Consider the following 25,652-nt stretch of genomic DNA (forward strand, 5'->3'; position numbering starts at 1 on the left):
CGCGTTGGCAAGGAAAGGGAATGTGCGGGGCATGAGTAATGTCGACATAGTGTGGGGGCGTGGCGATGAGGTCCTCGGTGATGCTTCGTGGGACGAATTCGTCGGCACGGCCGGTTCGATTTTCCAGGACAGCCGATTCCTTCTCGCATGGTGGCGCGACAACGCCACGAAGAATTCATCCTCACAGTTTCACGCCGCTACTTTTGTGGACGGCGGAGAAACCATCGGTGTCTGTGCCTTCGAATTGAGTGACGGCACCCTCTCCTTCGCCGGTGGACGAGATGTCGTCGACTACATGGGACCGGCGGTGGCTGACGGTCGGGAAAGGGCTGTGGCCGACGCCGTGACCCGGCTGGTCTTTGACGAGCCGCGGTGGGAACGCGCACACCTTGCCGGGCTCCCGGCCGGTGGGCCCTTGACCCAGGAGTTGATCGACGCCTTCCGCCGGCGGGCTCCGCAGGTCGAGGTCGAGGCCTACGACCAGGCGCCCCGCATCCTCTCGGCGCCGGAGGGCTACCTCGGACTGCTGAACTCCAAGAGACGAGGAGAGGTGCTCCGCAAGCGGAAGCGCCTGGAGGAGGAGATCGGGCCGGTGGAGATGATCACCTCCACCCCGGACACCTGGTCCGGCGCGCTGGAGCAGTTGCTCGCCTGGAAGGCGTCGGCGACGCCGGCGATGCATGCTTTCGTGAAGGAATATGGCGACTTCGTCCGCGACCTGCTCAAGGAACTGGCTCCGAGGGACGCCGCGCACGTGGTGGAACTCCGTACACAGGACGACCGTGCCGTGGCCTCCGCGATCGTGCTGACGCACCGCCGCACGAAGTACCTCTACAACATGTCGTACGACATCTCGACGGTCAGCGCCTCGAACAACGGGCTTGCTCCGGGAGTCGTCCTCGTCTCACACCTGGCTGAGGAAACCCTTGAGCAAGGGCTCGTCTTCGACTTCCTCAAAGGCGCGCAGGATTACAAGGTCCGCCTCGGAGGCGTCCCCGAGGACATCGTCACGCTGTCCTTCACCCGCTGACTCTCCCGCGCCGATACCGCGGTCTCGTCCAGGCGCAGCAGCGCCCGGCCGGTGTCCAGGGTGGCCATGACGCCGATCGGTAGTGTAGTGATCGGCACGGTGTGACCGAGGTCGACGTCGGTGAGTGCGGGAAGGCCATGCTCGGCGGCCAGTTCCAGCAGACACCGATCCAGTTCGTCGGGCCGGTCGGCGCACGGCGTGCGGCCGAACACCAGGCCCGCGGCATCACCGAAGAACCCGGCCGCGGCGAGCGCGGACAGGTCACGCCGGATCACCGCCACCCGGGACTCGTTCGTCTCCAGGAAGACCAGGCAGTCCGTCGTCCGTGGAAGGAACGGAGTACCGAGCAGGCCCACGACGGTGCTCAGGTGGCCGCCGACCAACCGTCCGCGCGCGCTGCCAGGCGTCAGAGCACGCCATGGCCCCGCGGGTACCCGAGATCTCGGACGATGGTCCTCCACCTCCCAGCGCGGTGACTCCACGGACGTTGCGGTGGGAGGGCGCAGCACCCGGGAGCCGCCGGGACGCCAGGAAGCCAGCAGGCCGTCCGCCACATATGGGTCGATGCCATCGGCATCACCCATCGAGGGGACGAGGGTGGGGCCGTGGAACGTCACGATGCCCGCGCGGGCGTACACCCCAAGCAGGAGGGACGTGATGTCGCTGAACCCGCACAGCGGCTTACGGGCGGCCCGGAGCAGGTCGAAGTCCAGGTGGGGGAGCAGCTCGGCGGAGCGCAGGCCACCGGTCGTGCACAGGATCGCCGAGATCTCCTCGTGCCGGCAGCACCACGCGATGTCCTCCGCCAGAGCCTCGGGTGCAGGCCGGTCATGGTCCTGCCACCACGCGTGCGGCGCGGCGACGGGCAGGAAGCCGAGACCGGCGAGCGCCCGCACGGCTCGCGCCGAACGGCGCGGGTAGCGGCTCACCGAACTCGACGGCGTGACCAGGCCGATGCCCGAGCCCGGCAGCGGCGCGTACGGCTTTACCACGGTCGTCGAGGGATCCATCGGAGCACCCTAGCCGGGTTGTTACCGCTGATGATCGGTTAGTATCGTTTTGCAGCGCCCGGTTTGACCGAGCGTGATGTTGTGGTGAAGTGGCCGAGAGGCGAGGCAACGGCCTGCAAAGCCGTGTACACGGGTTCGAATCCCGTCTTCACCTCTACCCCTTTGGGCTAGACACGGTGCCTGATCGACTCCCTGAAGGTTGACAGATTGATTCACGGCATAGCGGCATGCTCGGCAAGCCAGTTGGCTGCGACACAGTCGGCGGACCTTCTGGGGCAGCGCGTCATCGGGAGCCTCGCATGAGCCGGACGTTGTCGATCCGCTTCGCGGCGCAGGAGATCAGCGCGACGGTTCACCCGGACGCCGAGCAGGCCATCGCGCCGGTGCTCGCCTTCGTGCAGCCGCACTTCTCGGTGGAACCTCTCGACTTCGCCCAGGCGAACGGCCTGCCCCTCCGGATCTCCTCACTTGCCGACTGGACCCGCCCGTCCGGAGAGCCGCAGCGAACGATGGTCCGCAAGGGCCGGTCGGACGACACTCACGTCTGGGGTGACCTCTGGCAGGTCGGCGACCGGACAGTGATCGAAATCGCGTCGAGCCGGACGGTCTTCGACCTGGCCACCGACGGGTCCGGACTGCATGTCTACGTCAGTGACACCTCGCGGTACCACCTCTCCGACTTCCTGCGTGAGGCCATGTGGGAGCTGGCCGCGGTCGGCGGCGGCACGTTCATCCACGCGGCCTCGGTCAGCAACGGGCAGGCGGCGGTCGCTCTGGTCGGTGACAAGGGGGCGGGCAAGACCACGACCGCCCTCGACCTCGTTCGCAGTGGGGCCGACTTCTATTCCGGCGACATCCTCTACACGACCACCGACGCCAGTCAGGTGTACAGCTTCCCTGACTACCCTGGGGTGTGCTGGGGCACCATCCGTGCCAACCCGGAGCTGCTGAAGGCCGCAGAGGAGTTGGGCTTGGAGCAGTCGCCGGACGATGGGGCCAAAGTCCTCCTGCCGCATGACATCTACTGGACCGCGCTCGGCGTCCGCAAGGCCGCGCCGCCTCTCCCGCTGGGCGCGATCCTCATCGCCAACGTCTCCGCAGCCGGCCCCGCCCGGATAGAGACTGCCGCGCCGCGCTGGGACCTGCTGGAGACGCTGGAGCGGCGGGGCAGCGACCCCGGCGAAGGTTGGGAACCGTTCCTCGGCGAGGCGGGTCGTCGCTACGCCTGTTCCGGCAGTGAGCCGCGCACCGGCCCCCTGCGTCCGGACGTGCCCTGGTACACCAGGCTCGGGCGGGGACGTCCGTCGTCCGAGGAGATCGCCGCGCTTTTCGAGAAGGTCGGCCCGGCCGCCGTTGTGGAGAATCATGATGGCCGGTCTTGAGCCGTATCAGCGCGAACTGCTGAGCGCGGTCACGGACGACGGCACGAGCAACTGGCTGAATATCCTCGCCGCGAACGGCTTCCGGATCCAACCGCACGCCAAAGGCGTGGAGTTCGAGATCAAGTACGCTCCCCAGCAATCCGGAACCCATGGTGAGCTGGGGGACTACGCACGGAACCTGCTCGCGCCGGACGGCCTGCCGGACGGTGTGATCTCTCCGTCCTGGCTTGTGTTCCGGTCCACCACTGTCGAGTACTGGCTGGTGGACGGCACCGAGTTGAGCAGGCAGCGCAAGCACGATGGCACGGATGCTCTGCAACGGAGAGCGCGTCAGGCCTTCCGGGACCCAGCCGCCGGCACGGCACTTGTCCAGGGCTATCGGAGCAAGGGCTTCCAGCGGAAGACACATCAGGTCTTCCGGGACCCGGCCGCTGGTACGCCGCTCATCCAGTCGACCGAGGAATTCCTCACCGACCCGGATCAGATCTCGGCCGCCCTCGCGGGCTTCGACAGCAGCGCCGGGGTGGTGCACAAGACCCGGGCGAAAGGCCACTACGTCCATCTCTCCGACGGGATTGTCTTCAACATCGTCGAGTCCCGCTGCCGGATCGGTGACGCCGAGCAGATCCAGCTGGAGCTGGAGTACGGAGCGCACATCCATCACGAGTCTCGGGAACCGGTCGCGGAGTGCGGGCCGGACCAGCTCCGGACCCGCCTGTGGAGCCTTCACAATCTCCTGAAACCACGGTTCGACGCGGCAGGCCTGGCCACGACCGTCGAGCTCAAGCGCGACTTCGTCCAAGCCGCTCACGACAAGCACACCTGAGCCGCCGACGGAATGCCGATGCCCGCGAGCAGCGTCCATGGTGATCGGCTGTGCCGCGCCTCGGTGTCATGTCCCTCGTTCTCTTCCCGGCCAGTCCTCAAGGCACCCGTGGTGCGAGGGCCACCTCCTGGCGTCCACTGATGATCCGCACGAGGTGGAATACTCGCCGTCCGAGGAACTGGAACCGGTACCGCACGAGGGAAGGAAGCGAAGGTGGGGGCGTCGTGGTATGCCACCAGGAAGGCTGAGCGGGCCTGGGTCGAGGGGGTCGGGCTTCTGGGGCAGGGACGGACGGAGCCGGCCGTGGAGCGCTTCGAACTGGCGGTGCAGCACGATCCGTTCGCCGCCGACGCCTGGCTGGGGCTGCATGCCGCCGGGCATCGTCGGGCCGAGGCTCTGGAGGCGATGGCACAGCACCGGGGTTGCTTCGGCGCTCTGCGCACCAAGCACGGCATGCCGTTGAAGTCCCGGTTCGACCTCGGTTTCTACGTGACGTTCCGGCTGGAGACCGCGCGTGACCTCTGGCTCGCCACCATGGCGGGGCTGTTGCAGGAACGGAGGCTGGGCGAGGCGTGGCAGTCGCTCGCGGAGGCGCAACTGGACTGCGACGAGACGCGGTTCGTGTGTTCGCGATACGCCTTCCTCAAGCAGGACTGGCCCCTGGTCCTGCACTTCTCACGGAACATCACCGACGCGTTCCTTCGCGACGAGGCGCAACTGTACGTGGCCAGAGCCCTCGTGGAGCAGCACGTCTTCCACGAGGCGGTCAGCACTCTCGCCCCGCTTCCGCAGGCGCTGGAGAGGGAAAGTCGCTTCGAGGGTGAGGTCGCCTATGTGCGGGGGCTCGCACTCGAGGGGCTGGACAGGCCGGAAGAGGCGTTGCGGCAGTTCCAGTACGCCTTCCGCTGTTTCCCCACCCTCGCCGATGTCGCCACCCGGGCCAAGGCCGTCACCGTCCCGGCCACCGACATCCCGGACCAGGAGGCACCACCCGAGAAGGGGTCCACGAAGGGCGCTTCGGCCGGTCCCGACGGTGAAACGCGGGAGCTGTGGCTCGGCGAGGCGATGGAGCTGCTGGACGGCATGGTGGGCCTGGAGCCGGTCAAGCGGCAACTGCGCACCCTTGTGGCGCAGTTGCGGATGACCGCGGTGCGGAGGGAGCAGGGCCTCCCGTCGAGTTCGGGGCCCCAGCACTTCGTGTTCGCCGGGCCCCCGGGGACGGGCAAGACCACGGTGGCCCGGGTGCTCGGAAAGGTGTTCGCCGGCCTCGGCCTGCTCGACCGCGGCCATGTGGTGGAGACGCAGCGGGTCGACCTCGTCGGCCGGCATCTCGGGGAGACGGCCATCAAGACGAGCAGGGTGATCGATTCCGCGCTGGGCGGCCTGCTGTTCATCGACGAGGCGTACGCATTGTCGAACAGTGGCTATTCCGGTGGCGACGCCTTCGGGGACGAAGCACTGCAGGTCCTGCTCAAGCGTGCCGAGGACGACCGGGACCGGCTGGTCGTCATCCTGGCCGGCTACCCGGACGAGATCAACGCGCTGCTGGCCACCAATCCGGGACTGGCCTCGAGATTCACCACCCGCGTGACCTTTCCCTCGTACTCCGCCGACGAACTGGTGCGGATCGCCCACGGTTTCTTCGATTCCCAGGGAGATGTCCTGGACGAGGACGCCACCACGGCGCTCCGTGGGCACTGCGAGCAGGCCGTGGCCGACGGTCTCGTCGACCGGCTGGGCAACGGCCGTTTCGCCCGTGAACTGTGCCGGAAGTCCGCGGCACTTCGCGATCTACGTCTTTACGACCGCTACGGAGGCTCCGACACGCCCACCCGGGAGGAGATCGTCACCGTACGCCTCGCGGACGTCTCGGCCGCGTACAAGGAGCTTCACGACAGCGCGACCGCCCCCTGAGCGCGTGCCGCCCGGTCCGGCCGCGGCCGGACCGGGTCACGCGAGCTGTTCCGTCGATCCGTCCGGGTGGACGAGAAGGCGGATCGTGCTGCCGAAGCGGTCGTCCGTGATGGCGGCCAGAGCGGGACCCCCCAGTTGCTGGGCGCGCTGCTGGAGGATGGAGAGGACGACGTCCTGGATGTCGCCGTAGGGCGGGGCGGTCACCGGAACGCCGTCGACGAGACCTGCGTTGGGCGAGAAGACCCGTATCTGGGCGCCCTGCACATCGGGCGTGCCTGAGGGGTGGGGCGCTTCGGTCATCGTTTCTTCCTTTCGGCCGGTCCTCCCGGCCGGGCCACTCCGGCACGGGTCAGCTGTTCGTGGACTCGCTTCCGTCGACCAGGTCGTCGAGGCGGATGTACGTGCCCCGTGAGACACGTTCCAGCTGACCGGACTTGACCAGGGTGGACAGTATGTTGCTGATGGTCTTCGAGGTGGCACCGTACCTGCTGGGCGGCATCAGGTGCAGCACGTCCGCGGCTGAGAACGCGTTCGGGAAGGTCGCCACGGTCCGCACCACCGCGGCACGGACGCTGACCGTGGCCGCCGGATGGTCGCGCGGCCCGGCGTCCGTGGAACCGTCACCGCGTGAAGCGAGCGGCTGGGGGCCGTTGCCGGCCGGCGCGCCGCTCGTCTCGATACGTGGCAGGAAGGACCGGAGCTCGTGCAGCGCCGTGCGGACGGTCTCCAACCGGGGATCGCGGTCCCCGTCGGGCGTGGCCGTCAGCATGGTGGCGACCTTCTCTATGTTGGAGAGGGGAAGGAGGAGATCCCGCAGCAGCGGTCGCAGGAAGTCGCGGCGCAGCGCGGCCACGGGGTCGGTCATCGCGAGCTTCACACCCACGGAGCCGGTGAGGAGGGACGGCGCGCTCGCCTCGTCGCTCTCGCCCTCCCCGGCCGGGGAACCGTCGTCCGTCGGCAGCATGGAGACCAGGGCCGCCCGCAGATCGCGGATGGTGTCGAGTGTCTCGGGCGCGACATCGCCGCCGGGCACCCTGGTCAGCATGGCGGCGACCTGCTCGACGCTGAGCACCGCGGGCAGTGCGGATCGCACCAGAGGGCCCAGTACGGCCTGTCGTACGGCCTCGGCCGGGTCCTCCAGCGAGAAGGCGATCCGTTGTCCGGAGTCGACCCCTGCCATCGGATCTTCGTCCCTGCCTTCCAACGGTGCTTCCGTCCTCGACGGGATGTCCGGTCGCGCCGGTGTCGGCGCGGATGCCTCGGCCTGGGCCTCCTTCAACAGGTCCTGCTGCCGCTCCCGTTGCTCCTGAAGCATGTCGAAAGCGTCCAGGATCTGTTCCAGTTCGGGAACACCCTGATCACCAGGAGGCCGATACGGAACCGAACCGCCGGCACGTGATCGCAGGCGAGCGAGTCGCCAAGGCGCGGACGTGCAGCCGGAACGGGTCGTGTCTCGGTGCGGAAGGTCGCCGTTCTCGTCGCCGATCCCGAGTCGGCGGCGGATCCAGCGGCGGTCCTCGGCGGTGGTCGCGGCCGTGTAGCCGTACGGCTCGGCCTGTGTGATCGCGTCCTGGAGACACTCGGCCCAGAGCGGACAGGACGCGCACAAGTCGCGTGCGGTGTGCAGAAGTACCAGGTGGTGACGGCGCTGACTCGCGGATTCCTCGTGCGTGGGCCGGGCGTTCTCCAGCAGTGGGTGCTGGAACACGTCAGGGCGCCGCTGGCAGGACACCGCGGCATCGGGGACGCGGGGCCTGATGGGCTTGCGCGAGGACGGTATGGGTGGTGCGAACAGCGCCGTATGGCTTGCCATACGCATGTGTGTAATCCCCCGTGATGATCTATGATCACAAGGAACTCTAGAGCAATCTGTCAACCGTACGCAACGCACATGCAAATGATCCGGTTCGTTCACGCATAGGCGAATCGAGACATTCACGGCCGCGTCAACTGTCCCTGTTCGTCGTGTCCTTGGGGCCGGACCGCCTGCCGGAGAGCTTCCGTATCCCGTTGCGCAGAGCCCACAGACCGCCACCGCGCAAAGTCAGGACCGCGCTGACGCCGACGAACCCGATGGGGACGCCTGCCTCCGGCCAGACCATTCCCACACCCGACGCGATGGCGATGATCACATCGGCGCCCATGACGGTGACTCCGCGTCCCCCGGGGTGGGTCTTCGGGATCCAGGCACCGAGGAGCGCCATGCCGGCCAGTGCCCAGTACCCGAACACCGCTTCCCCGCTGACGACTGCCGAAGTGCCCCAGCGGGCCGCCTCGCCGGCCGCGGCGAAGTAGCCGGTCAGACCTGCGGTGAGCAGAGTCGACGCGAGGGCCAGCAGCAGTTGTCGCCGGCGCCGCATGAACCAGACGACCAGCCCCAGTGAGAGCAGCCCGCCGACCGCGACGAAAGACGAGCCGCTCGACGACGCGAGCGCGAACAAGGTGTAGGCGGCGGCGAATCCGAAGGCGATTCGGGGGAGGAGCCTGACGGCCCACGCGTCGTCGCGGTCCTGGCGGACGAAGCGCCGGAGCAGGGCCGAGACGCTTCCCTTCTCCGCCTTCTCCCCCTGCTTCCGCCCCGTGCCGGTGCGTGCGGTCGTCCCGGCCCGATGGCCGTACGAACGACCGGTCTTCAGTGCGGGCACGGGTGCCTCCTCGATGTGGGTACGGACGGATGGGTGGGGGGTGGGGTGGGGCGCCGCGGTGAAGCGGCGCCCCGGCTCTGTTACGGGTTGCCCGAGTTGCTCACGCGGCCGCCGGTGCCTCCGCCGTTGGCGCCGGAGCCGGTGCCGCCGCCCGTGCCTCCGCTGTTGCCGCCGGAGCCGGTGGATCCCCCGCTGTTGCCGCCGGATCCGCCGGTGCCTCCGCTGTTGCCCCCGGAACCGCCTGTGTTGCCGGACGAGCCGCCGGTGTTGCCGGTATTACCGCTGCCGCCGCCGGTGCCGCTGTGGCCGCCGGATCCGGTGCCACTGCTGCCGCTGCCCGAACCGCTGACGCGGCCACCACGCCCGGAGCCGCTGCTGGACCCCGAGCCACTGTTGGACCCGGAACCACCGTTGGATCCCGAGCCGCCGGTCGTCCCCTGGCTGCCGGTGCGGCCCGAACCGGGCTGGTTCGCCCCCTGGTTCCCGCCCTGGTTCGGGTTCTGCGGGTTGCCGCCGTTGCGCCTGCGCTGAACGGCGTCCCGCCCCGCACGCCAGGCACGGCCGACCATTTGCTCCCCGGTCCGGGGCTCTGCATTCCTCGCCCTGGTGGCCGCCACCCGGCCCGTACCCCCCTCGTCGCCGGCCGCCGCCTGGCGCGGACGCTGCCGGGCACCGTCCCACCTGGCGCCCCGCCAGTCCAGACTCAGCTTGCCGGGGGCCCTGCCCGCGTCCGGAACGACCTGACCGCCCCCGAACTCCGGGCTGAACTCCCCGCTCGTCAGCTTCTCGATGAGCTTCCGGATCATCATCACCACGGCGATGCTGACCAGCATGAGCAGCATCAGCTGGCTGCCCAGCGCGATGTCCGCGGGGAAGATCATCTGATACAGGACCAGCAGCAGGGTCAGGATCACGCTGAAGCCCGCCCGGAGCACGAAGCTGTGCACGAAGGTTTCCAGCCAGCCCTTGAGCAGCTTCTGCTGTGAGGGGTGCATTCCGATGGCGGCGACCAGGGGGAGCATCACGATGAGGATCAGGGTGACGGCGTGCCAGAGGAGGGTGAGTCCGCTGAGGATGATCACCATCGTGCCGACGACGAAGGACGCGAGGAGGGAGTAGAAGGCCACACCCACCCGGGCCCCCGCGTTCTTGCCGGCCCAGGTGTCGAACGACACCGGGTAGATGTTCTGGTCCGGGGTGTCGTCCGCGTCGATGTCCTCACCGCCCGCGATGTCCTTGCGGATGGGCACCCACTCGTCGTCCATCTTGTTCAGATCCTTGCCGAGGTCCTTGTTGGTCTCGGACTGGGCCACGAGCTGACGGACGCGGAGATCCTCACAACGGGCGCCCCTGCCGTAGTCGCAGGTGGCGTTCTTGTTGTCCGGAACGCAGACGCCCTCGCTGACCTTGCCGTCGCCCTCCTTCTTGAAGATGCAGTTCTTGCCCGGCGCACCGAACTGCCCGAGGGCCCAGGGGCGGAAGATGAGCGTGTCGTACATGGCACAACTCGACTGGCGCAGGCCCTTGTTGTAGTTGTCCTTCAGGTCGCAGGGCGGCTGCATCTCGCCCGACACCCCGGCCAGGGCGGTCGACATCAAGGCCGTGTTGGCATCTCCGATATGAGTGTCGGACCACTTCACGAACTTGTCGTAATTGCCGCCGGTGAGGAACGCCATGACGCCGATGATGCTGAGCGCGGCCCAGGAGACACCGGCCCACACCTCGCGGGTGTCGCCGGCCCGCCACTTGGTGAACACCCACAGACCGACGAGCAGGATCATGATGACCACGGCGGGACGGAGCACGTTGTCCCTGAGGGTCTTCACGACGCTGTCGCGGCCCTCGTACAGGCCCGCCATCGGACTCGGGTTGGAGGCGGTCTCCTTGACGGAGATCGACATCCTCGTGAAGAACTTCGTGAACGTGAAGATGGTGTCGGCCGCGCCGTTGTAGACCAGGTCCATCACGGCGCAGCTGTCGGCGCCGCTCCCGATGTCGCCGTTGTCCTCGGAGGCGTCGCCCCGGCCCTTGAAGGTCTGGGAGAAGTTCAGCCCGCGCAGGCCGTTCAACTCGTACATCGTGTACATCTCGGGGGAGCGGGGCATCTTCACCGCCCCGGTGACGCTGCCCTGGATGTTGAGACCCTTCTCGTTCTCCTTCTCGTCCGTCGCCCCCTCGTCCCACTGGTTGTAGGCGGGGAACACGCTCTCGGCGTCGCCCGCCGTGTCCATCTGATACTGGTCGTCGCCGGTGAAGTTGCAGGAGAAGTCCGCGTAGGCCGAGGACGGCGCGGCGAGGGTCAGGGCTATGAGGGTCAGCGCCACGAAGAGGACGGCGCGGACGGCCGAGCCCGTCCTGCCGAGGGTGCGGCGCAGCGTGTGGCGCGAGGACATCTGGATTCCTTGGACGAATGCGGACGACGAGAGCCGGCGGCGCACGAGGCGGTCAGTCGGTCGGGAAGTGATCGGTGAGGATGCAGCCGGTGGCGAGCCCCTGCTCCTTCTCGAAGCCGCTCGGAACGGTGAAGTCCGGATCACAGGTCAGATACTTCAGCCGGGAGGCCTTGAGGCCCTCGACCGTGCCGGCCGCCACCGGAACGACGGCGAAGTCCTGTCCCACCAGGAAACTCGCGTGACCGTCCCGGTCGGCGGCGGTCTGGAACTTCTTCATGTCCTTGATGGTGAGCAGGGCGATGGGAGCGCCTTCCCCGTCCTGGCAGACGGCGCGTTCCCCGATGGCCCACGAGGCGTCCGCGGCCTCCTCCTCGCCCCACGCGGTGCTGCGCCCGGAGGCGTCGTACTCGTCGCCGGTGGTGAGCTTCTCGCAGGTGACGAACGTGGTGAGGTACTCCTCGACGGACGCCATGTCCGACGCGCTGGGCAGATCGCTGTCCGACGTCCCCTCGTCGCTCCCGCACGCTGCGACCGCGGCCAAGGAGACGAGGGCGGCGCCGAGCGCCAGCGTTCGCTTGATTCGCATGCTGTCCGTTCCGTTCCCCGTGCTGATGAGTGGTGGTGGGTGCCCTGGCGGGTCACACCGGCTGGGCTTCGGCCTGCTCGGCCGACCGGGCCGGAGCGGGCTCCGCCTCTTGCATGAACTTCCAGTCCCGGACGTTCGTCGGCGGGTCGATCGCCTGCCGGGCCGGACGGCTCGTGCCGTTGGTGTCGGTGGCCGCGAGGATCTCCCGGAAGACGAGGTCGACGGCGACCGTGCCGACCCGTTTGTCGGCGTCGCGCTGAAGACACACACCGGTGCGCAGCTCCTGGAGCGCCGCGATGACCTTGGGATCGTTCTCCGGCCGTCCCAGCAGCGGGGCCACCAGTGACGCCTCCTGGGCGGACTTCTGCTTGAAGGCGAAGACGGTGTGGATCTGGTTGGCGCCACCGCTGCGCGCCTCGGAGTCCTCGATCTGGACCAGGTCGATCGCCTGCTGGGTGATCAGGACGGTGACCGCCATGTAGGAGCGGCCCTGCTTCAGCGCGCGGCGCATCAGGTCCCGGCCGCTCTCCGTGGCCGTGACGACATAGGCCTCGTCGACGAAGAGAGCCTTGGGCCGCAGACCGACCTCACCCGTCACCGGGTTCTTCTCGTAGCCGACGTCGAGCATCTGACTGCCCAGTTCCACGACCGCCATCAGAGCCGTCGCCGCCAGGCGCTCCGCCGGGTTCCAGCTGCGTGGGTCCGAGGCCGCGGGGGACTGGAAGCCACGCAGGGTGATGACCGTGCGCCGCTTGCGCATGCTGGACAGCGGCTTGGGCCGGTCCGAGAAGGCGAGCCGCGCGTAGGGCAGCGTACGCAGCTCGGTGAGGAGCATCTGCGCCAGCTTCAGTTCCTTCTGGGCTTCGCGGTCGCCCTCTGCCACCGCCGTGTCGTACGCCGAAACGACCTCGTCGACCACCTGCCACAACGTCGGCCGCAGGATGCGGTGTTCGGCGTCGCGTGCGTCCATGCCGTGCTCGACTGCCTGGCGGACGGCGGAGTTGTAGCGGCTGACGACCGTGGCCATCGCCTCGATGACGGGCAGCCGTACGCGCTGGTAGTCCTCGTCGCCGAGGAAGCCGCGCAGCATCGATTCGGCGAGCAGCCGGCCGGCCGGTACGTCGCGGGCGATCACCCAGGGGTCGAGCACGCCCGCCTGGCCCTTGAGAAGGTCGACCACCTCGGTCTCGTCCCAGAACTCCGGGTTGATCGGCTGGAACCGGCTGGCCGGGGTGCCGAGGATGCCCGATTCGGCGTGCGAGGCGAACTCCGGGTCGTTCACCTGGGAACCGAAGCCCAGGTAGTAGCACATCTGTGCGAAGTCGGTCTTGGGGTCGATGACCAGGCAGCGCACGCCCGACTCCGACTCCTCGTAGAACTTCTGCAGCGCCAGCGACGACTTGCCACCACCGGACGCGCCGACGATGGCGAGGCCACCGCCGTCGTTGCGGGCGGGCCCCACATGGAGCGAGTAGTGCACCGGCATCTTGCCGGCCCAGCCGACCAGGCTGCCGACCCAGCCCAGACGCCGTCCGGAGCGCGTCTCGGGGTTGTCGCCCAACTCCGTGCCCGCGGTGGGCAGTCCGGCGCCCAGCTGCTCCACCTCCTGCAGTCGGAGATACGGGGCGATCGGCAGCTTGGGCGCGTCCCCGGGAAGCTGTGACTGCAGCAGACGCCACTGCTGGCGCGTCGGGCGCAGCAGGGTGACCTTCAGGTCCTGCTTGAACTGCATCTCCAGCATCCGGCGCCGGCGTTCCAGCTCCTTGAGGTCGGGAGCGGAGATCGTGAACCGGATCTGCGCCTCCATACCGGGCATCTTGTGCTCTTCGATGTCGTCGACGAGATCCTTGGAACGGGCGACCTGGCTGGCCAGTTTGGTGTCCGGGCTGCGGCCCGAGGTGGCCATGTCCTTCATCTCGTCCATGAGGTTGCCCCGGATCTTGTCGGCCCGGTCCTTGAACCTCAGATACGGGATGAGCGTGAACCGCATGTCGATCTCGACAGGGAACTCCACGTTCTGCGAGGTGTAGCGGGCCCATGCCGTCGACTGACGGAAGCGGGTCTCGGCGGGCCAGTTGGCGGCGACCAGCGTGGTCGTGTAGCTGGTCTGCCGTTCGCCGGAGATCTCGTCGTACTGGTGCAGGACGATGTGTGTCTTGCGGTTCTCGCCGGAGAAGTCGACGACCAGGTCGAACTGGTTCGGCCCCCAGGAGCGCGAGCCGAGCACCGGCTCGGGCGGCACCGGCAGATCGCCGTGCAGGGGCTTGCGGATCAGCCAGACCAGCTCTTCGCGGGTCAGCGGGGTGCCGCCGAGCCCCTCCAGGCTCTCGTGCACCTCCGTGGCGACCTGTGTCCACTCGGCGAGGAGGAAGGGGGACAGATACTCGTCCGAGACGCCCGTGGCCGACGAGGCCGCCCGGTCCGCCGAGTTGTGCACACCCTGGAGCAGGCCCGGTTCGTCGTAGGGCTCGTCGTCGCCCGCCAGCACACCGCTCTTGCCGTTGCGCTTGAGCGAACCCAGCTTCACCAGCAGGATGTTGCGCTCGCGCAGGGCGCCGATGCGCTCCTGGTACTCGGCCTTGCGCAGGTTGTACGCCTTGTGGTTCTCCGTCGGATCCCAGGCGACAGCGTTCAGGTCCTGAGCCCAGCCCATCGCAGTGATCGGCTGGTACACCTTGCGGTAGTGGCACTCGACGTTGCGGTCACCGCGGGCGAGGTTGAGCAGACCGCGCGCCGGCGCCTCGGCCATGGCCTGCAACTCGGTGGCGTTCAGATACTCGTCGATGGCGGTGGGCAGCACCAGGCCGGTCCACACCGAGTCGCCGTGCACGAAGAGCGTGTCGTCGGCGTAGCGGTAGGGAAGGCGCAGGTCCTCACGGCGTCCGGCGGCCGAGCCGCCGGACGAGGACGTGCTCTGCCGCTTCGAGGCCCGGCCCTGCTCCTGGCCCTTCTTGCCCGAACCGGCCGCCATGATCAGGGCGATCACGAAGAAGGCGACCGCCGCGCCCAGGAGGATCAACAGGAACATGGATAAGTCACCTTGCGGTTGGCGGAAGTTGGCGTCGGATGGTGGTCATCGGTTCCTCGCGATGAAGGCCGAGCCACGTGCTGCGGCGGCCTGGCGCGCGTCGTCGTACCGTGCGTGCCAGCGTGGTGCGCCGGGCTTCCAGAGGATGACCTGCCAGTGCAGTTCCTCCGGCTCCTGGTCCGCGGCGAGCCCCTGGAGCCGTTTGGGCTGCAGCCACCAGTCGGCCCACACGACCAGTTGGTGGCTCAGCGTGAGTGCCGAGGGCAGTGGCCGGCCCCAGACGAAGTAGACGGCCAGCGGCGGCCCGAAGTAGAAGACCGCCGTCAGCATCGACAGCCTGAGGAAGGGGAGGAAGGTGGACGCGGTGAACAACAGCACGAGCCAGAGCAGCCCGAAGCCGAAGGCCGCGCCCAGCGCGGGCAGCAGCAGACCCGGAAGCGGGATGTTGCCCCAGTTCCAGATCCGCTTCGGGCGGTTCACCAGGTCGGTGTGGTCGTAGGCGACCAGTGGCGCGGGGGCTTCCTGCGTCATCGCTCCGAACTCCCCTGGTAGTGGTGGTCGGTCCGGATCAGCCTTCGCCGCCGATCTGGGTACCCAGGGAGATCAGCACACCGGCGAGACCACTCGCGGCGCCGATGATCAGTGCGGCCAGGGCGATCATGCCGAAGCCCTGGAATGCCTCGCGCAGACCCTCGCCCTGCTTCATGGAGATGAGCATCCGGATGCCGAGGATGAGGAGCGCGATGATGGCGACCGTCGCCCCCGCGGTCCGGAGGATGTCCTGGATCTCCGTGAACATGGAGTCCAGGGTGGTGGCGGCCAGCAGCTGCATGGTGGGTCCTCTCACAGAGTTACTCGTGTGTCGTGTGTCGTCGTGCGGGTGGAGGAGACCAGGAGGGGTTCCTGGTCTCAGTTCGTGCCGGACTGTTCGTCCTGCGAGGACGGGGCGCTCGGCGAGGAGGAGCCGGCCGGAGCGGAGGGTGTGGCCTCGCCGGAGCCCGGCTCGTCCTCGGACGGCTCGGTCTGCTCGTCGTCGCCCCTGCCGCCCTGGGAGTCGAGCACGCCACCCCGGATGTCCTTGATGAACCAGCCCTGGGCCGTGTTCACCACAGTGATCCGGTACGAGCGCCGCGCGGTGTCGCCCTCCGGGTCGGCCCAGTCGACGATCACCCGCAGCTGTACGGCCTGCCCGGTCTTGTAGGAGTACGGGGCGGAGCCCTTGACGCCCTTCGGTACCAGCGCGACCACGTCGTTGACCTGTGGTTCGGACAGGCGGCCGGACAGCCCCGTGGTCGCGGCGAGCGTGGCGCCCTGTGCGGTGAAGCGGGCCAGGGTGGTCCTGTCCGACTTGGCCCACGCCTCGAAGTAGCCGGGGAGCACGGTCTGTTGCAGTTGCTGGCCGAGGGCGGTGTCGACGTTCTCGCTGTCCCGGTCGACCTCCGGTACGTCCGAGCGAGGCGGCATGGGCATCTCACCGACGTCGCCGGCGACCCGGATGCCTTCGCCGGTCGCCAGATCCTTCACATACACGGGGACGGTCAGCGTGGTGAGCCCACCGTCGTCCGTACGCACCTGGATGCCCAGGTAGCGGCCATGGGTGCCGTACTCGGGAAGGTTCTCGCTGGTGCCGTCCCAGGTCGCGGTCAGGGCCTTGCGGGTGCCTTCGCCGCTCCAGCCGCACTCGGGATCGACGCCTGCGGACGTGTACCGGGCGAGGGCTGTACGGCGGTCGGACGCGGTCTCGGGGGAGTAGGTGAGGCAGAGGGTCGCGTACTGCTCGGCGAACGCGGCCGCCTGCTGCGTCGGGAACTCGGTGAGCCCGTAACGGGCCACGTCGTCCGGGTCCAGACTGGTCGTGCCCGCCCCGGAGGACTTTCCGACGATCAGTCCCGCCACACCGCACGAGCCCAGCGCGAACAGGCCCGTGGTGATCAGCAGGGCCGCACGCAGACCGACGTGGGTACGGCGCCCGCCGGACCCGCCGGACGTCAGGCGGCCGCCAGGCCTGGGCACGTCGAAGTCGCCCGAGGGCTTGCGCGGGGCGGTCTTCGCGGCCTGGCCCGAAGCGCCGGACGCGGGGCCCGCGGCCACGGCCGCCGGGGCGGCGGGGCTCTGCGCCGGTGCCGTCGTCGGCGCGGACCCTCCGGCCCGGCCGTTGTTCCCGGCTGCCGTTCCGCCCTTTCTGCGCTGCTCCTTCGCCGCTTTCTTGGCCTCGTACTCGGCCTTGCGGGCGGCCCGGGCCTGCTCGCGCTTCTCCTTCTTGGACTCCGTCGCCGGGCGGGACTCGCGCGGCGGCAGTGTGGGCACGGCGGCCTGACCCGCCTGCGGCGCGCCCCGGACCCAGGCCGCGGCGACCTGTGCGCGGGCCGCCTCGGGCGACATCTGCCACGACTGCTGGGCCTGCTGGGGCTGCCCGCCCTGCTGGGCGTAGGCGGCACGCTGGTCGGCGGCACCCTGCGCCGCCTGTCCCCGCGCGGGCGCCTGCCCCTGGTCGTTCCCCTGCTCCTGCCAGGACTGCTGGGGAGGACCGAAGGACCCGGGCTGCCCGGCGGGCTGGCCTCCGCCGACCGCGCCAGCAGAGCTGTTGTGGTCTGTCATCGAGTCGGTAACTCCAGCCAGTTGATTCCCCGTCAGCGGTCGCGCAGCACCGGGCTGTACGACGGGCCCTGGTCCGGCCAGGTGCGCTGGCAGTGTGACAAAGACCGGTCGCCGAACCGCTTTCCTTTTCCCGCCGGGGCCTCTCTGGGACTCGACGAATTCCCGAACGGATTCCCCGGAGGCGGAGTTGAGGAATCGGGGCGGGAATCCGGGGGAGGCGCCCTGTGCTGTCATCCCGTCCTGGATCACAATGCGAACGACAGGCCCTAGGCGAAGGACGAGAGTTGAGCGACCAGAACGGGCAACCGCATACACCCGACCCGCGCATCTGGGAGAGGGCCGCGCAGCCGGCCCCGTCGGGCTCCTCGCCTGCTCCGTCGGTTCCTGCCCAGGTCCCGTCGGCTCCTGAGCAGGTCGCACAACCCATCCCGGTCGCGCAGCTGTTCCAGGCCGACCGGACCTGGGTCGACGGCTACGAGCCGGGGAACCCCTGGCAGGCCAGGCTGTGCATGGAGACCCCGTACGGCACGTTCGTCCATCCGCTCACCCCGAACACCATTCCCGATCTGCTGGAGCCCCTGGTGCTGGTGGCGCAGGAACAGCAGGGCATGCCGGTGGGCTTCGAGTCCGACGAGGATTCCGGGCCGGTCGGCGAGGACGTCGACGACGTGGCCGACGAGCAGCACTGGAGCCGGCGCGTCCAGGGTGGCCGGGCCGCCCGGCTGAGCGGCTGGTCCGCGGTCCACAACCTCTGGCAGCGCGAGGATCCGACGGCGCGGATCGTCATGGGTGCGATCGTCGTCGTGGTGCTGCTGATCGGCATCCTCGTCTCCTGATCCAGGTCCCGGGCGGGCCGGGGCGGATCAGGCCGATCGAGGGGGCGCGGGCGGACGTACCGCATTCCTCCTCCTCTCCCGTCCCTCTGCCGCCCCTTTCCCCCCGAGGAAAACACCCGGTTCTTCTCGCGCTCCTCCCCCTACCGTGGCGGCGAGCACCCCGGCCATGCCGCCGCACGGCCCAGTACACGAAGGAGACACGGGAACGTGGAGCTGCCTGCGGACGACAAGCGCACCGGGCTTCTGGCCCTGGGGGTGCTCGGCATCCTCTTCGTCCTCGTGCTCGTGATGTTCACCGTCTTCGACGGGGACGAAGAGGGCGGTGAGGAGGACGGGCCGGCAGCCGCCGCGACCGGGCAGGCCGATTCCGCCACGCAGGGTCAGAGCTCCTCGGACACGGACGAGCCGTCCGGTGGCGGACCCTCTCCGATCGTCACGAGTGCCGAACTGTCCCGGGCCCACGCGGTGATGGCGCGGTACATGGCCGGGATCACCACGTACGACCACCGCAGTGACAGCGGGGCCTGGCGCGGCCCGCTGCTCGAACTCACCACGGGTGAGACACGGATGAAGCAGGTGACCACCCTGCCGACGGGTAAGGCGTGGGACACCTGTGTCGCCGAGAAGTGCTCCTCGAAGGGGGAAGCCGACGTCGTACGGGACGCGGTGATCTCGGCGGACGTGACGCGGAACAGCGGCCGGAGCATCTCCAGCCTGGTGAAGGTGACGGCCACCGTCACGGCTTCCGGCGACACCACCACCGAGACCAACCGCTGGCTGGTGAGCGTCGAGGAGAAGAGCGGCCAGTGGGTCGTGTCCGGGTTCGACGTCTTCGGCCTCGGGGACGTGGGCGCCTCCGACCAGGCCGGGGAGTGATGTAGCGATGGTGGCTCCCGCTGTACTGGCGGCCGCCGCGAAGGCGGCCAAGGCGGCCAAGGCCGCGCAGAAGGCCAAGCAGTTGCTGGACGGTCAGCGCGGCAAGAAGGGCAGGAAGAAGCCGAGTCGCAAGACCAAGGGCGCGGCGGTCGGCATCCTGCTGAGCGGCGGTGCGTGTTTCGTGGCCACCATCATGGTCATGAACATGGTCGGCGGGCTGGGGGCGGGCAGCTCCAACGCCTCCTGCGCCGACTACGCCGACAACGCCAACGCGGGCAACACCGGTGCCGCGGCGGCCACCAATCCGATCATGCCGGCCGGCAAGATGTACATGCCGAGCGAGACCGCGCGCAACGAGATACCCCCCAAGATGATCCTCGCGGCCATGCGTGCCGCCGCCAACTACGAGGGCCTCGACTGGACGATCATCGCCGGGCAGATGTACCAGGAGACCAAGTTCGGCCAGGACAAGTCCGCGGCGCCCGGCGGCAAGAACTCGGCCGGGTACATGGGCATCCTCCAGTTCGGGAACCCGGCCTGGCAGGACTACGGCGCCGACGGCAACGCCGACGGCAACAAGGACCTGTACAACATCGACGACGCCTCCTGGGCGGCCGCCAACTTCCTGCACGCCAAGAAGGTCGAGAGCGCCCCCTGGGACGCGCTGCTGAGCTACTCGGGCTCCACCGCCTCCAATACGATCTACCCGCGCGTCGTACTGACCCAGGCGGCCCGCTACCGCGGTGAGCTGACCGGCGACCAGGACCTGATCAAGCGCTGGTACGCGCATCTGAAGGAGACCGTCGAGAAGAACCCCGGCTTCCCCACCCTGGGGCAGCAGTCGGACATTCCCGAGCCGGTGGGCAACAACGCGCAGCCGGGCAACGCCCTCAGCATCGCCGCGTCGTCCCCCCGGGACTGGTCGACCCCGCCGCTGAACGGCACCGCCAACGCGGGCAGCGCCACCCCCGTCGGCCTGACCACCGCGATGAGCCCGGTCGGCTACACGGCGGACGAGGACGACACCACCGTCCTCGCCGCTCCCGAGGACCGGCGCGACGGCTGGCAGTGGCCCATGAAGCAGGGCACGTTCATATCCGGGACGCCGTACCACAAGTCCGGCAGCATGTGGAGCCTCGGCTACCACACGGGACTCGACCTCGTGGCCCCCACCGGTACCCCGATCTACGCCCCGGCGGACGGCACGGTCGTCTCGGCCGGCCCCGGCGGCTCGTACGGCAACATGACGACGATCGAGCACAAGGACGGTGTGATCACGCTCTACGCGCACCAGGTCCGTATCGACGTCACGCGCGGCCAGCAGGTCAAGCGCGGCGACCGGATCGGGCTGGTGGGTGCGACCGGCAACGTCACCGGCCCGCACCTCCACTGGGAGGTCCGCGTACCGGGCGTGGACAACCCCTTCGTGGGCGGCCACGACCAGGGTCCCGGCATGGTGGACCCCGAGGCCTGGGTGCAGGGCCGGCTCAGCGCCAGCCCGGACTACGGGACAGTGCCCGGCTCCAACGAGCCGGCGAAGGACGCCCAGTACGCCGACTGCGCGGAGGAGAACGGCAGCGCGGCCGTCGCTCCCGACGGAGCGGGTGCCACCGGTGTCCTGCCCGACTCCGACGACCCGGTGATCCGGGCGGTGCTGGGCTGGGCCCAGCGCGGCCTCGGCATCCCGTACGTGTGGGGCGCGCCGCGTCTGCAGGGCAAGAATCCCAAGAGCTTCGACTGCTCCAGCTTCACGCAGTGGGCGTACTTCATGGCCAGTGACGGGAAGATCAACATCGGAAGCACGACGTACGAGCAGCAGCCCCGGCTCAAGGCGACCAAGGTGCCGTTGTCGGAGGCGCAGCCCGGGGACGTCATTTTCTTCCGGCCCAATGGAGACGGGACGTCCGGACATGTGGGCCTGGTCTGGGACCCGAAGGGCCACCAGATCATCCATGCGCCGAGTCCGGGCAAGACGGTGTCCTTCAGCAAGTGGGACTACCAGGACGAGATCACCGGCGTGTACCGCGTACCGATCCCCGAGGGCACCAACGTGGTCGAGGGCGACGGCCGCCGGGAGGCGGCCTGACGGCTCCGCCGGGGCGTGAGGTCTCCGGGGTTCTCCGGGGTCAGTCGCGGGAGACCTCGTGGTGGTGGCCTGTGGGGCCGGGGAGGGGTTTGAGGTCTACCTGGATGCGGTGGGTGGTGTCGTGGGTGGTGGTGGCGCCGAGGCGGGCCTCGACGACTCCCAGGCGGAGGCCCGCGCCGGTTTCGCCGGTGCGGTGGAACTGGACCGCGAACTCCAGGCTGACCTGTTCCACGGTGAAGCGCCAGTCGCTGGCGGCGCCTTCGGCCTGGGCGCGGGCCAGCTCCGTGCGGACTGTGGCGATGGCCTCGGCGAGGCCGACCGGTTCGGTATCGCTCATGTCAACACCCCGTCGGATTGCGATGATTGGGCGATCCAGGTTCGTTCACGAGTCTAGGGACACACCATGCTCCGCGCGTAGTGTGAGGTGGCATGGGGGAATTGCGTGCGGACTGGAGGCTCCGGCTGCGGCGCGGGAGTGCGCGGGGTCCCATCTGTGGTGCCGGGGTGCTCGTCGACCAGGACACGGCGCTGACCTGTGCGCATGTGGTGCGAACCCAGGACGCCGTGATGTGGGTGGAGTTCGCCGAGAACAGGGGGATCGAGGCCGTGGCGGCGCGGGTTCCGCCCGGTGGCTGGCTCGCCGAGGGGGACGGCGGTGAGGACGTCGCCCTGCTGCGGCTCGACAGTCCCCGGCCGCAGGCCCGGCCCGCCCGGCTGGAGACCGCCCTGTGGGGTGGGATGGAGGTCTCCGCCACCGGGTACGCGGAGGGCTTCGACGACGGGATGAGCCTGTGGGGGCGGATCGGCGGGGTCAGCGGTGAGCGGGTGCAGCTCGACGCCGTGACCAAGGCCGAGGTGGTGCGCCGGGGGTTCAGCGGGGCCGCCGTGTGCACCCGGCCTGAGCAGGGGCGGCCCGCCCGGGTGGTCGGGCTCGTCGTCAGCTGGCGGGGGGACATGGGTGAGCTGCTGCCCGAGAACAACCGGCTCGCGTTCTCCTATCTCATCCCGGTCGAGCGGATCGCCGAACTCTCGCCCGTCATCAAGGAGTTGAGCGGGCCGGACGCCTGGGACCACGGGTTCGAGGACCGGCTGGGGCGGTGGTTCGAGGATGCCGACGAGGAGCCGGTGAAGATCACCGTCGTGCCTCCGGGGAGTGGGAAGAGCCGGTCGCTGCGGCATCTGCTGCACCTCGCCGATCTCGTCCACCGCGGTGGCGGCGGCTCCAGCAGGCCGGATCTCGCCGATCATGCGCTGGGGCATGTCGCGTTCCCGCCGGGGCAGTATCTGGCGTACTGGGACTGGCTGCTGGGGGCCGCGCCTCGGCCCGGGCGGGAGTTCGGGAGGGAGTTCGGGAGGGCGTCCGGTCCCGCCTGCGGTGCCTTGACGCCGACGCCCTATGGGGAGGGCGCCTCGATACCACCCGCGCTCGGTGACTCGACGGACGGGCCTGGTCTCGGCCCCGGCCCAGGCCTCGGTCCTGGTGCCGCGCCCGGTTCCGCGTCCGGTTCCGCGTCCGGTTCCGCGTCCGCGCGTGTGTCCGGGCGCGGGGTCACGGTCGTCGTCGACGGGCTCGACGAGGAGGACGAGCCGGGGGCGCTGATCGGGCTCCTCGCCCGATTACGGTTGTTGGGCTTCCGGTTGTTGTTGGTCTTCCGGCACGAGGGCGGTACCGGCTGGACCGCCGCCCGGGACGAACTCCTCGCGCCCGCGCTCCTCGACCACGCCGACGCGCTGCTCGCCCGGCTGGAGCGGGCGGAGTTCAGCCGTGCGGTCCGGCAGGGTGTCGTCGACAGCGCCTCCCTCGGTTCGCTGACCGAGACGGCCGAGCGGCGCAGGGGCGAGCGCCGGCTGATCGGTGAGACCGGCGATCCGCAGTATCGGCTCGCCCGGTCCCGTGAGTTGATCAGGAGCCTCCGCGCCGACCTGCGGCGCTGCGGAGAACGGGGATGAACCACGCCGCCGGGCAGGAGCAGGGGAGAGGGAGCGGGAGAGGTCGCGGGCACGGGCAGGCCGGGGGCGACGGGGCCGTGACGGTCTGCCCGCACCGGCGGTTCAGCGGGGCTCCCTGCGGCGGCACCGTGCTGCCCACCGGTCACTGCGCCGAGTGCGGGCGCGCGGTGGACGGGCCCCGGCTGCCCGCGCTGCCCGGGGAGCCGCGCGAGTTCGGGCCCGCCGAACTGCTCGCGCTGCCCGAGCGGGTGCCGCGTCCCGCGCGGGAACGCCTCATCCATCCCGAGGCCCCGCTGCGCGTCCGTATGGTCTGCTCGTCCCCCGAGTGCGGGATCGTCTTCGCGCCGCCGTACACCGTGGGGCCGGTCCCGGTCGAGGGGTACTGCCCTGCCTGCGGCGAGCCGTACTCGTACCGGCCGGAACTCGCCGCAGGCGATGTGCTGCGCGACCAGTACCGGATCATGGGGCCCATCGCGCACGGCGGGCAGGGCTGGGTCTATCTCGCCGAGGACACGCATCTCGGTGACGTCGTCGCCGTCAAGGGCATGCTCAACCGCTACGAGCGGGACGGGGCCCGGCTCGCCGACGTCGAACGCCGCAACCTCGTCGCCATCCGCCACCCCCGGATCGTCCAGATCCGCGACTTCGTCGCCCGGCGCGACGGTACCGGGCAGGTCACCGGCGGCTACATCGTCATGGACGACGTCGGCGACGGCACCCTCGACAAGGTCGTCAAGGAGACCCGGCGCGGGGAGTCCGTCCTCGACATCGAGCATGTGGCCGCGTACGGCTGCCAGATCCTCGAAGCCTTCGTCCATCTGCACACGGGGGGCGAGAAGGGCTTCGTGTACGGGGACATGAAGCCCTCGAACGTCGTGCACCACGAGGACGGGATCAAGGTCATCGACCTCGGCGGGATGCGCGAGCGGGGGCAGAGCCGGCCGCCCGCCCATGTCACGCCCGACTACATGGCGCCCGAGACCGCCTTCGCGCCCATGCCCACCACCGCCCACGACCTGCACACGGTCGGCGTCACCCTGCGGGAACTCGCCGGCTGGGCCGTCGACGAGGTACCCGGGCTCGGCAGCGCCTCCTTCCGGGAGGTCGTCGAGCGCGCCACCCGCGGCGACCCCGCACTGCGGTTCGCCGACGCCCGGGAGATGGCGGGCCAACTGCGGGGCGCGCTGCGGGAGATACGCGCCCTGCGCGGCAAGAGCGACCCGCCCGAACCCTCCGACTACTTCTGGCCCTCCCCGCAACTGCTCGGCGCCCGGCTCGGCACCGTCCCCGGCATCGAACACTGGCTCGACCGCCCGCGCCGCGACCGCTACGACCCGCCCCTCGCCCCCGCCCTCGACCTCGGCGCCCCCACCCCCACCGAGATCGCCCGCCGGCTGCCGGTGCCCCGGCGCTATCCCGGTGATCCGCAGACCGCGCGGTTCGAGGTCAGCAGCGGCTACGACCCCGGCCGGCTCCTCGACCAGGAGGACGGCAGACCGCCGTCGGTGGAGATCCGGCTGCACAACGTACGGGTCCTGCTGGGCCGGGACTCCCGGGACGACCTGGAGCGGGCGCAGGAGGAACTCGACACCGCCGACTCCCTTCCCGGGCCGTCCGCCGTGCGCCGGTGGCGGCTGGAGTGGCACCGCGCGCTGGTCGCGCTGCGCCGCGCCGGTCTCGACGACGATCCGCGCCGGGTCGCCGAGGCCAAGGGGCACTTCGCCCGGGTCCGCCTCGAACTGCCCGGCGAGTACGCGCCCAAACTGGCCCTCGCCTACTGCGGGGAGCGGCTCGGCGACGACACCGCCGGGCCCACCGCGAAGGAACTGTACGAGGCCGTGTTCGCCCGCAACCCCGCGCACGGGGGCGCCGCACTCGGCCTCGCCCGGCTCGCGCTCCGCGCGGGCGACCGGCGCGTGGCCCTGGACGTCCTCGGCCGGGTCCGCCCCGGGACCCTGGACCATACGGTCACCCGTATCGCCTCGCTGCGTATCCGCGCGGCCCGGCTGCCCCGGGACGGAGATCCGCTGCCCGAGCCCGCCGAGGTCGACGCCGCGCTCGCCGAACTGCGCGGCCTCGTCCGCCGGGAACCGGGGGCCGGCGGGCCGAGCCTGTCCGAGGACGAGGCGCTGCGTCTCAGCACCGAGCTGCACGAATGGAAGCTGGACGCGCTGTACCGCCGTGACGACCGGCCCGGTCCCCGGGGAGGGGGTGGCGGCGGCGGACGGCTCGACGTCCGCGGGCTGCGCGGTCTCGGCGCGCAGGAGCGGCAGCTGCGGGCGCGGATCGAGTCGCACTATCGGCAACTGGCCGCGCGGCACGGGGAGTCGGCCGCCGCGCACGAGCATCTCGTGGATCTTCTGCAGGCGGTTCGACCGCAGACGGTGGTGTGAGTGGGTGAGTGGGTGGGGGTGGGCGGCGGTCGGGTGCGGGTTCGGTGGGGCTTCTCGCGCAGTTCCCCGCGCCCCTTGAGGGCCTGAGGCCCGTGCGGG

General features: G+C 69.8%; 20 protein-coding genes, 1 tRNA gene and 1 pseudogene. 10 read left to right on the top strand and 12 right to left on the bottom strand.

All coding sequences use genetic code 11. The annotated features are described in order from the left end of the window. Positions 1-31 precede the first annotated feature (31 nt). Positions 32-1,030, top strand: coding sequence for a GNAT family N-acetyltransferase (locus J8M51_RS36210; protein WP_143673183.1), 999 nt, complete (start codon positions 32-34; stop codon positions 1,028-1,030). On the opposite strand, the gene J8M51_RS36215 is transcribed toward J8M51_RS36210, so the two are convergent. Then, positions 970-2,040 (bottom strand): S66 family peptidase, encoded by a 1,071-nt coding sequence (locus J8M51_RS36215; protein WP_086755763.1) that lies wholly within the window; start codon positions 2,038-2,040, stop codon positions 970-972. The genes J8M51_RS36210 and J8M51_RS36215 overlap by 61 nt on opposite strands. Before the next feature lie 83 nt (positions 2,041-2,123). Between J8M51_RS36215 and J8M51_RS36220 the strand changes: the two genes are divergently transcribed. The 4 genes from J8M51_RS36220 to J8M51_RS36235 all read left to right on the top strand — a co-directional run bounded on the left by J8M51_RS36220 (position 2,124) and on the right by J8M51_RS36235 (position 6,162). Next, positions 2,124-2,194 (top strand) — tRNA-Cys (locus J8M51_RS36220). Positions 2,195-2,339: 145 nt separating this feature from the next. Further along, positions 2,340-3,422 carry a phosphoenolpyruvate carboxykinase (ATP) gene (locus tag J8M51_RS36225; RefSeq protein ID WP_267299785.1) on the top strand — a complete coding sequence of 361 codons (1,083 nt, stop codon included), beginning with the start codon at positions 2,340-2,342 and terminating at the stop codon, positions 3,420-3,422. Then, positions 3,406-4,248 (top strand): hypothetical protein, encoded by an 843-nt coding sequence (locus J8M51_RS36230; RefSeq protein ID WP_143673181.1) that lies wholly within the window; start codon positions 3,406-3,408, stop codon positions 4,246-4,248. Before J8M51_RS36225 ends, J8M51_RS36230 begins: the two co-directional genes overlap by 17 nt. 303 nt (positions 4,249-4,551) lie before the next feature. After that, positions 4,552-6,162 (top strand): AAA family ATPase, encoded by a 1,611-nt coding sequence (locus tag J8M51_RS36235; RefSeq protein ID WP_256964657.1) that lies wholly within the window; start codon positions 4,552-4,554, stop codon positions 6,160-6,162. Between the two features lie 36 nt (positions 6,163-6,198). On the opposite strand, the gene J8M51_RS36240 is transcribed toward J8M51_RS36235, so the two are convergent. The 10 genes and pseudogenes from J8M51_RS36240 to J8M51_RS36285 all read right to left on the bottom strand — a co-directional run bounded on the left by J8M51_RS36240 (position 6,199) and on the right by J8M51_RS36285 (position 17,412). Further along, entirely contained in the window at positions 6,199-6,462 is a 264-nt protein-coding gene (locus J8M51_RS36240) for a hypothetical protein (protein WP_086751388.1), read from the bottom strand. A gap of 49 nt (positions 6,463-6,511) precedes the next feature. Then, positions 6,512-7,477 (bottom strand): hypothetical protein, encoded by a 966-nt coding sequence (locus J8M51_RS36245; RefSeq protein WP_256963992.1) that lies wholly within the window; start codon positions 7,475-7,477, stop codon positions 6,512-6,514. A gap of 246 nt (positions 7,478-7,723) precedes the next feature. Beyond that, positions 7,724-7,981 (bottom strand): annotated as a pseudogene (locus tag J8M51_RS36250) (WhiB family transcriptional regulator); the annotation flags it as partial. 127 nt (positions 7,982-8,108) lie between these two features. After that, positions 8,109-8,807 carry a hypothetical protein gene (locus J8M51_RS36255; protein ID WP_256963989.1) on the bottom strand — a complete coding sequence of 233 codons (699 nt, stop codon included), beginning with the start codon at positions 8,805-8,807 and terminating at the stop codon, positions 8,109-8,111. Positions 8,808-8,887: 80 nt separating this feature from the next. Continuing rightward, positions 8,888-11,200: a hypothetical protein gene (locus J8M51_RS36260; protein ID WP_086751392.1), complete on the bottom strand. Its 2,313-nt coding sequence runs from the start codon at positions 11,198-11,200 to the stop codon at positions 8,888-8,890. A 52-nt stretch (positions 11,201-11,252) separates the two neighbouring features. Continuing rightward, positions 11,253-11,786: a hypothetical protein gene (locus J8M51_RS36265; RefSeq protein ID WP_086751395.1), complete on the bottom strand. Its 534-nt coding sequence runs from the start codon at positions 11,784-11,786 to the stop codon at positions 11,253-11,255. Positions 11,787-11,838: 52 nt separating this feature from the next. Then, on the bottom strand, positions 11,839-14,814 hold the full coding sequence (locus J8M51_RS36270) for an ATP-binding protein (protein WP_086751397.1): 2,976 nt from the start codon (positions 14,812-14,814) through the stop codon (positions 11,839-11,841). A 45-nt stretch (positions 14,815-14,859) separates the two neighbouring features. Next, entirely contained in the window at positions 14,860-15,345 is a 486-nt protein-coding gene (locus tag J8M51_RS36275; protein ID WP_086751399.1) for a hypothetical protein, read from the bottom strand. A gap of 37 nt (positions 15,346-15,382) precedes the next feature. Next, positions 15,383-15,646 (bottom strand): hypothetical protein, encoded by a 264-nt coding sequence (locus J8M51_RS36280; RefSeq protein ID WP_179202841.1) that lies wholly within the window; start codon positions 15,644-15,646, stop codon positions 15,383-15,385. Between the two features lie 77 nt (positions 15,647-15,723). After that, complete coding sequence (locus tag J8M51_RS36285; RefSeq protein ID WP_256963990.1) at positions 15,724-17,412, bottom strand: conjugal transfer protein; 1,689 nt, start codon at positions 17,410-17,412, stop codon at positions 15,724-15,726. A 284-nt stretch (positions 17,413-17,696) separates the two neighbouring features. Here J8M51_RS36285 and J8M51_RS36290 point away from each other — a divergent pair, with 284 nt between their 5' ends. The 3 genes from J8M51_RS36290 to J8M51_RS36300 all read left to right on the top strand — a co-directional run bounded on the left by J8M51_RS36290 (position 17,697) and on the right by J8M51_RS36300 (position 21,210). Then, entirely contained in the window at positions 17,697-18,248 is a 552-nt protein-coding gene (locus J8M51_RS36290) for a hypothetical protein (protein WP_086751401.1), read from the top strand. Between the two features lie 207 nt (positions 18,249-18,455). Beyond that, positions 18,456-19,124, top strand: a complete 669-nt coding sequence (locus J8M51_RS36295; RefSeq protein ID WP_086751403.1) for a hypothetical protein — start codon at positions 18,456-18,458, stop codon at positions 19,122-19,124. A 7-nt stretch (positions 19,125-19,131) separates the two neighbouring features. After that, on the top strand, positions 19,132-21,210 hold the full coding sequence (locus tag J8M51_RS36300; protein WP_086751405.1) for a peptidoglycan DD-metalloendopeptidase family protein: 2,079 nt from the start codon (positions 19,132-19,134) through the stop codon (positions 21,208-21,210). A gap of 40 nt (positions 21,211-21,250) precedes the next feature. Here the strand turns inward: J8M51_RS36300 and J8M51_RS36305 are convergent, their stop codons facing one another. Next, a complete protein-coding gene (locus tag J8M51_RS36305) occupies positions 21,251-21,547 on the bottom strand; it encodes a trypco2 family protein (RefSeq protein ID WP_086751407.1) in 297 nt (98 codons plus the stop codon). 92 nt (positions 21,548-21,639) lie between these two features. Here J8M51_RS36305 and J8M51_RS36310 point away from each other — a divergent pair, with 92 nt between their 5' ends. Together J8M51_RS36310 and J8M51_RS36315 are read left to right on the top strand one after the other, a co-directional pair. Further along, positions 21,640-23,160: a S1 family peptidase gene (locus J8M51_RS36310; protein ID WP_256963991.1), complete on the top strand. Its 1,521-nt coding sequence runs from the start codon at positions 21,640-21,642 to the stop codon at positions 23,158-23,160. Between the two features lie 77 nt (positions 23,161-23,237). Further along, positions 23,238-25,553, top strand: coding sequence for a tetratricopeptide repeat protein (locus J8M51_RS36315; RefSeq protein WP_267299905.1), 2,316 nt, complete (start codon positions 23,238-23,240; stop codon positions 25,551-25,553). The last annotated feature ends 99 nt before the right edge of the window (positions 25,554-25,652 follow it).

Source organism: Streptomyces griseiscabiei (assembly GCF_020010925.1).
GTDB classification, from domain to species: Bacteria; Actinomycetota; Actinomycetes; order Streptomycetales; family Streptomycetaceae; genus Streptomyces; species Streptomyces griseiscabiei.

What these genes read in the sequence shown, in the direction of transcription:
- J8M51_RS36210 (WP_143673183.1), top strand. Translation starts at nt 32, where the DNA reads ATGAGTAATGTCGACATAGTGTGGGGGCGTGGCGATGAGGTCCTCGGT.
- J8M51_RS36215 (WP_086755763.1), bottom strand. Translation starts at nt 2,040, where the DNA reads ATGGATCCCTCGACGACCGTGGTAAAGCCGTACGCGCCGCTGCCGGGC.
- J8M51_RS36225 (WP_267299785.1), top strand. Translation starts at nt 2,340, where the DNA reads ATGAGCCGGACGTTGTCGATCCGCTTCGCGGCGCAGGAGATCAGCGCG.
- J8M51_RS36230 (WP_143673181.1), top strand. Translation starts at nt 3,406, where the DNA reads ATGATGGCCGGTCTTGAGCCGTATCAGCGCGAACTGCTGAGCGCGGTC.
- J8M51_RS36240 (WP_086751388.1), bottom strand. Translation starts at nt 6,462, where the DNA reads ATGACCGAAGCGCCCCACCCCTCAGGCACGCCCGATGTGCAGGGCGCC.
- J8M51_RS36245 (WP_256963992.1), bottom strand. Translation starts at nt 7,477, where the DNA reads ATGCTTCAGGAGCAACGGGAGCGGCAGCAGGACCTGTTGAAGGAGGCC.
- J8M51_RS36260 (WP_086751392.1), bottom strand. Translation starts at nt 11,200, where the DNA reads ATGTCCTCGCGCCACACGCTGCGCCGCACCCTCGGCAGGACGGGCTCG.
- J8M51_RS36265 (WP_086751395.1), bottom strand. Translation starts at nt 11,786, where the DNA reads ATGCGAATCAAGCGAACGCTGGCGCTCGGCGCCGCCCTCGTCTCCTTG.
- J8M51_RS36270 (WP_086751397.1), bottom strand. Translation starts at nt 14,814, where the DNA reads ATGTTCCTGTTGATCCTCCTGGGCGCGGCGGTCGCCTTCTTCGTGATC.
- J8M51_RS36275 (WP_086751399.1), bottom strand. Translation starts at nt 15,345, where the DNA reads ATGACGCAGGAAGCCCCCGCGCCACTGGTCGCCTACGACCACACCGAC.
- J8M51_RS36280 (WP_179202841.1), bottom strand. Translation starts at nt 15,646, where the DNA reads ATGCAGCTGCTGGCCGCCACCACCCTGGACTCCATGTTCACGGAGATC.
- J8M51_RS36285 (WP_256963990.1), bottom strand. Translation starts at nt 17,412, where the DNA reads ATGACAGACCACAACAGCTCTGCTGGCGCGGTCGGCGGAGGCCAGCCC.
- J8M51_RS36300 (WP_086751405.1), top strand. Translation starts at nt 19,132, where the DNA reads ATGGTGGCTCCCGCTGTACTGGCGGCCGCCGCGAAGGCGGCCAAGGCG.
- J8M51_RS36305 (WP_086751407.1), bottom strand. Translation starts at nt 21,547, where the DNA reads ATGAGCGATACCGAACCGGTCGGCCTCGCCGAGGCCATCGCCACAGTC.
- J8M51_RS36310 (WP_256963991.1), top strand. Translation starts at nt 21,640, where the DNA reads ATGGGGGAATTGCGTGCGGACTGGAGGCTCCGGCTGCGGCGCGGGAGT.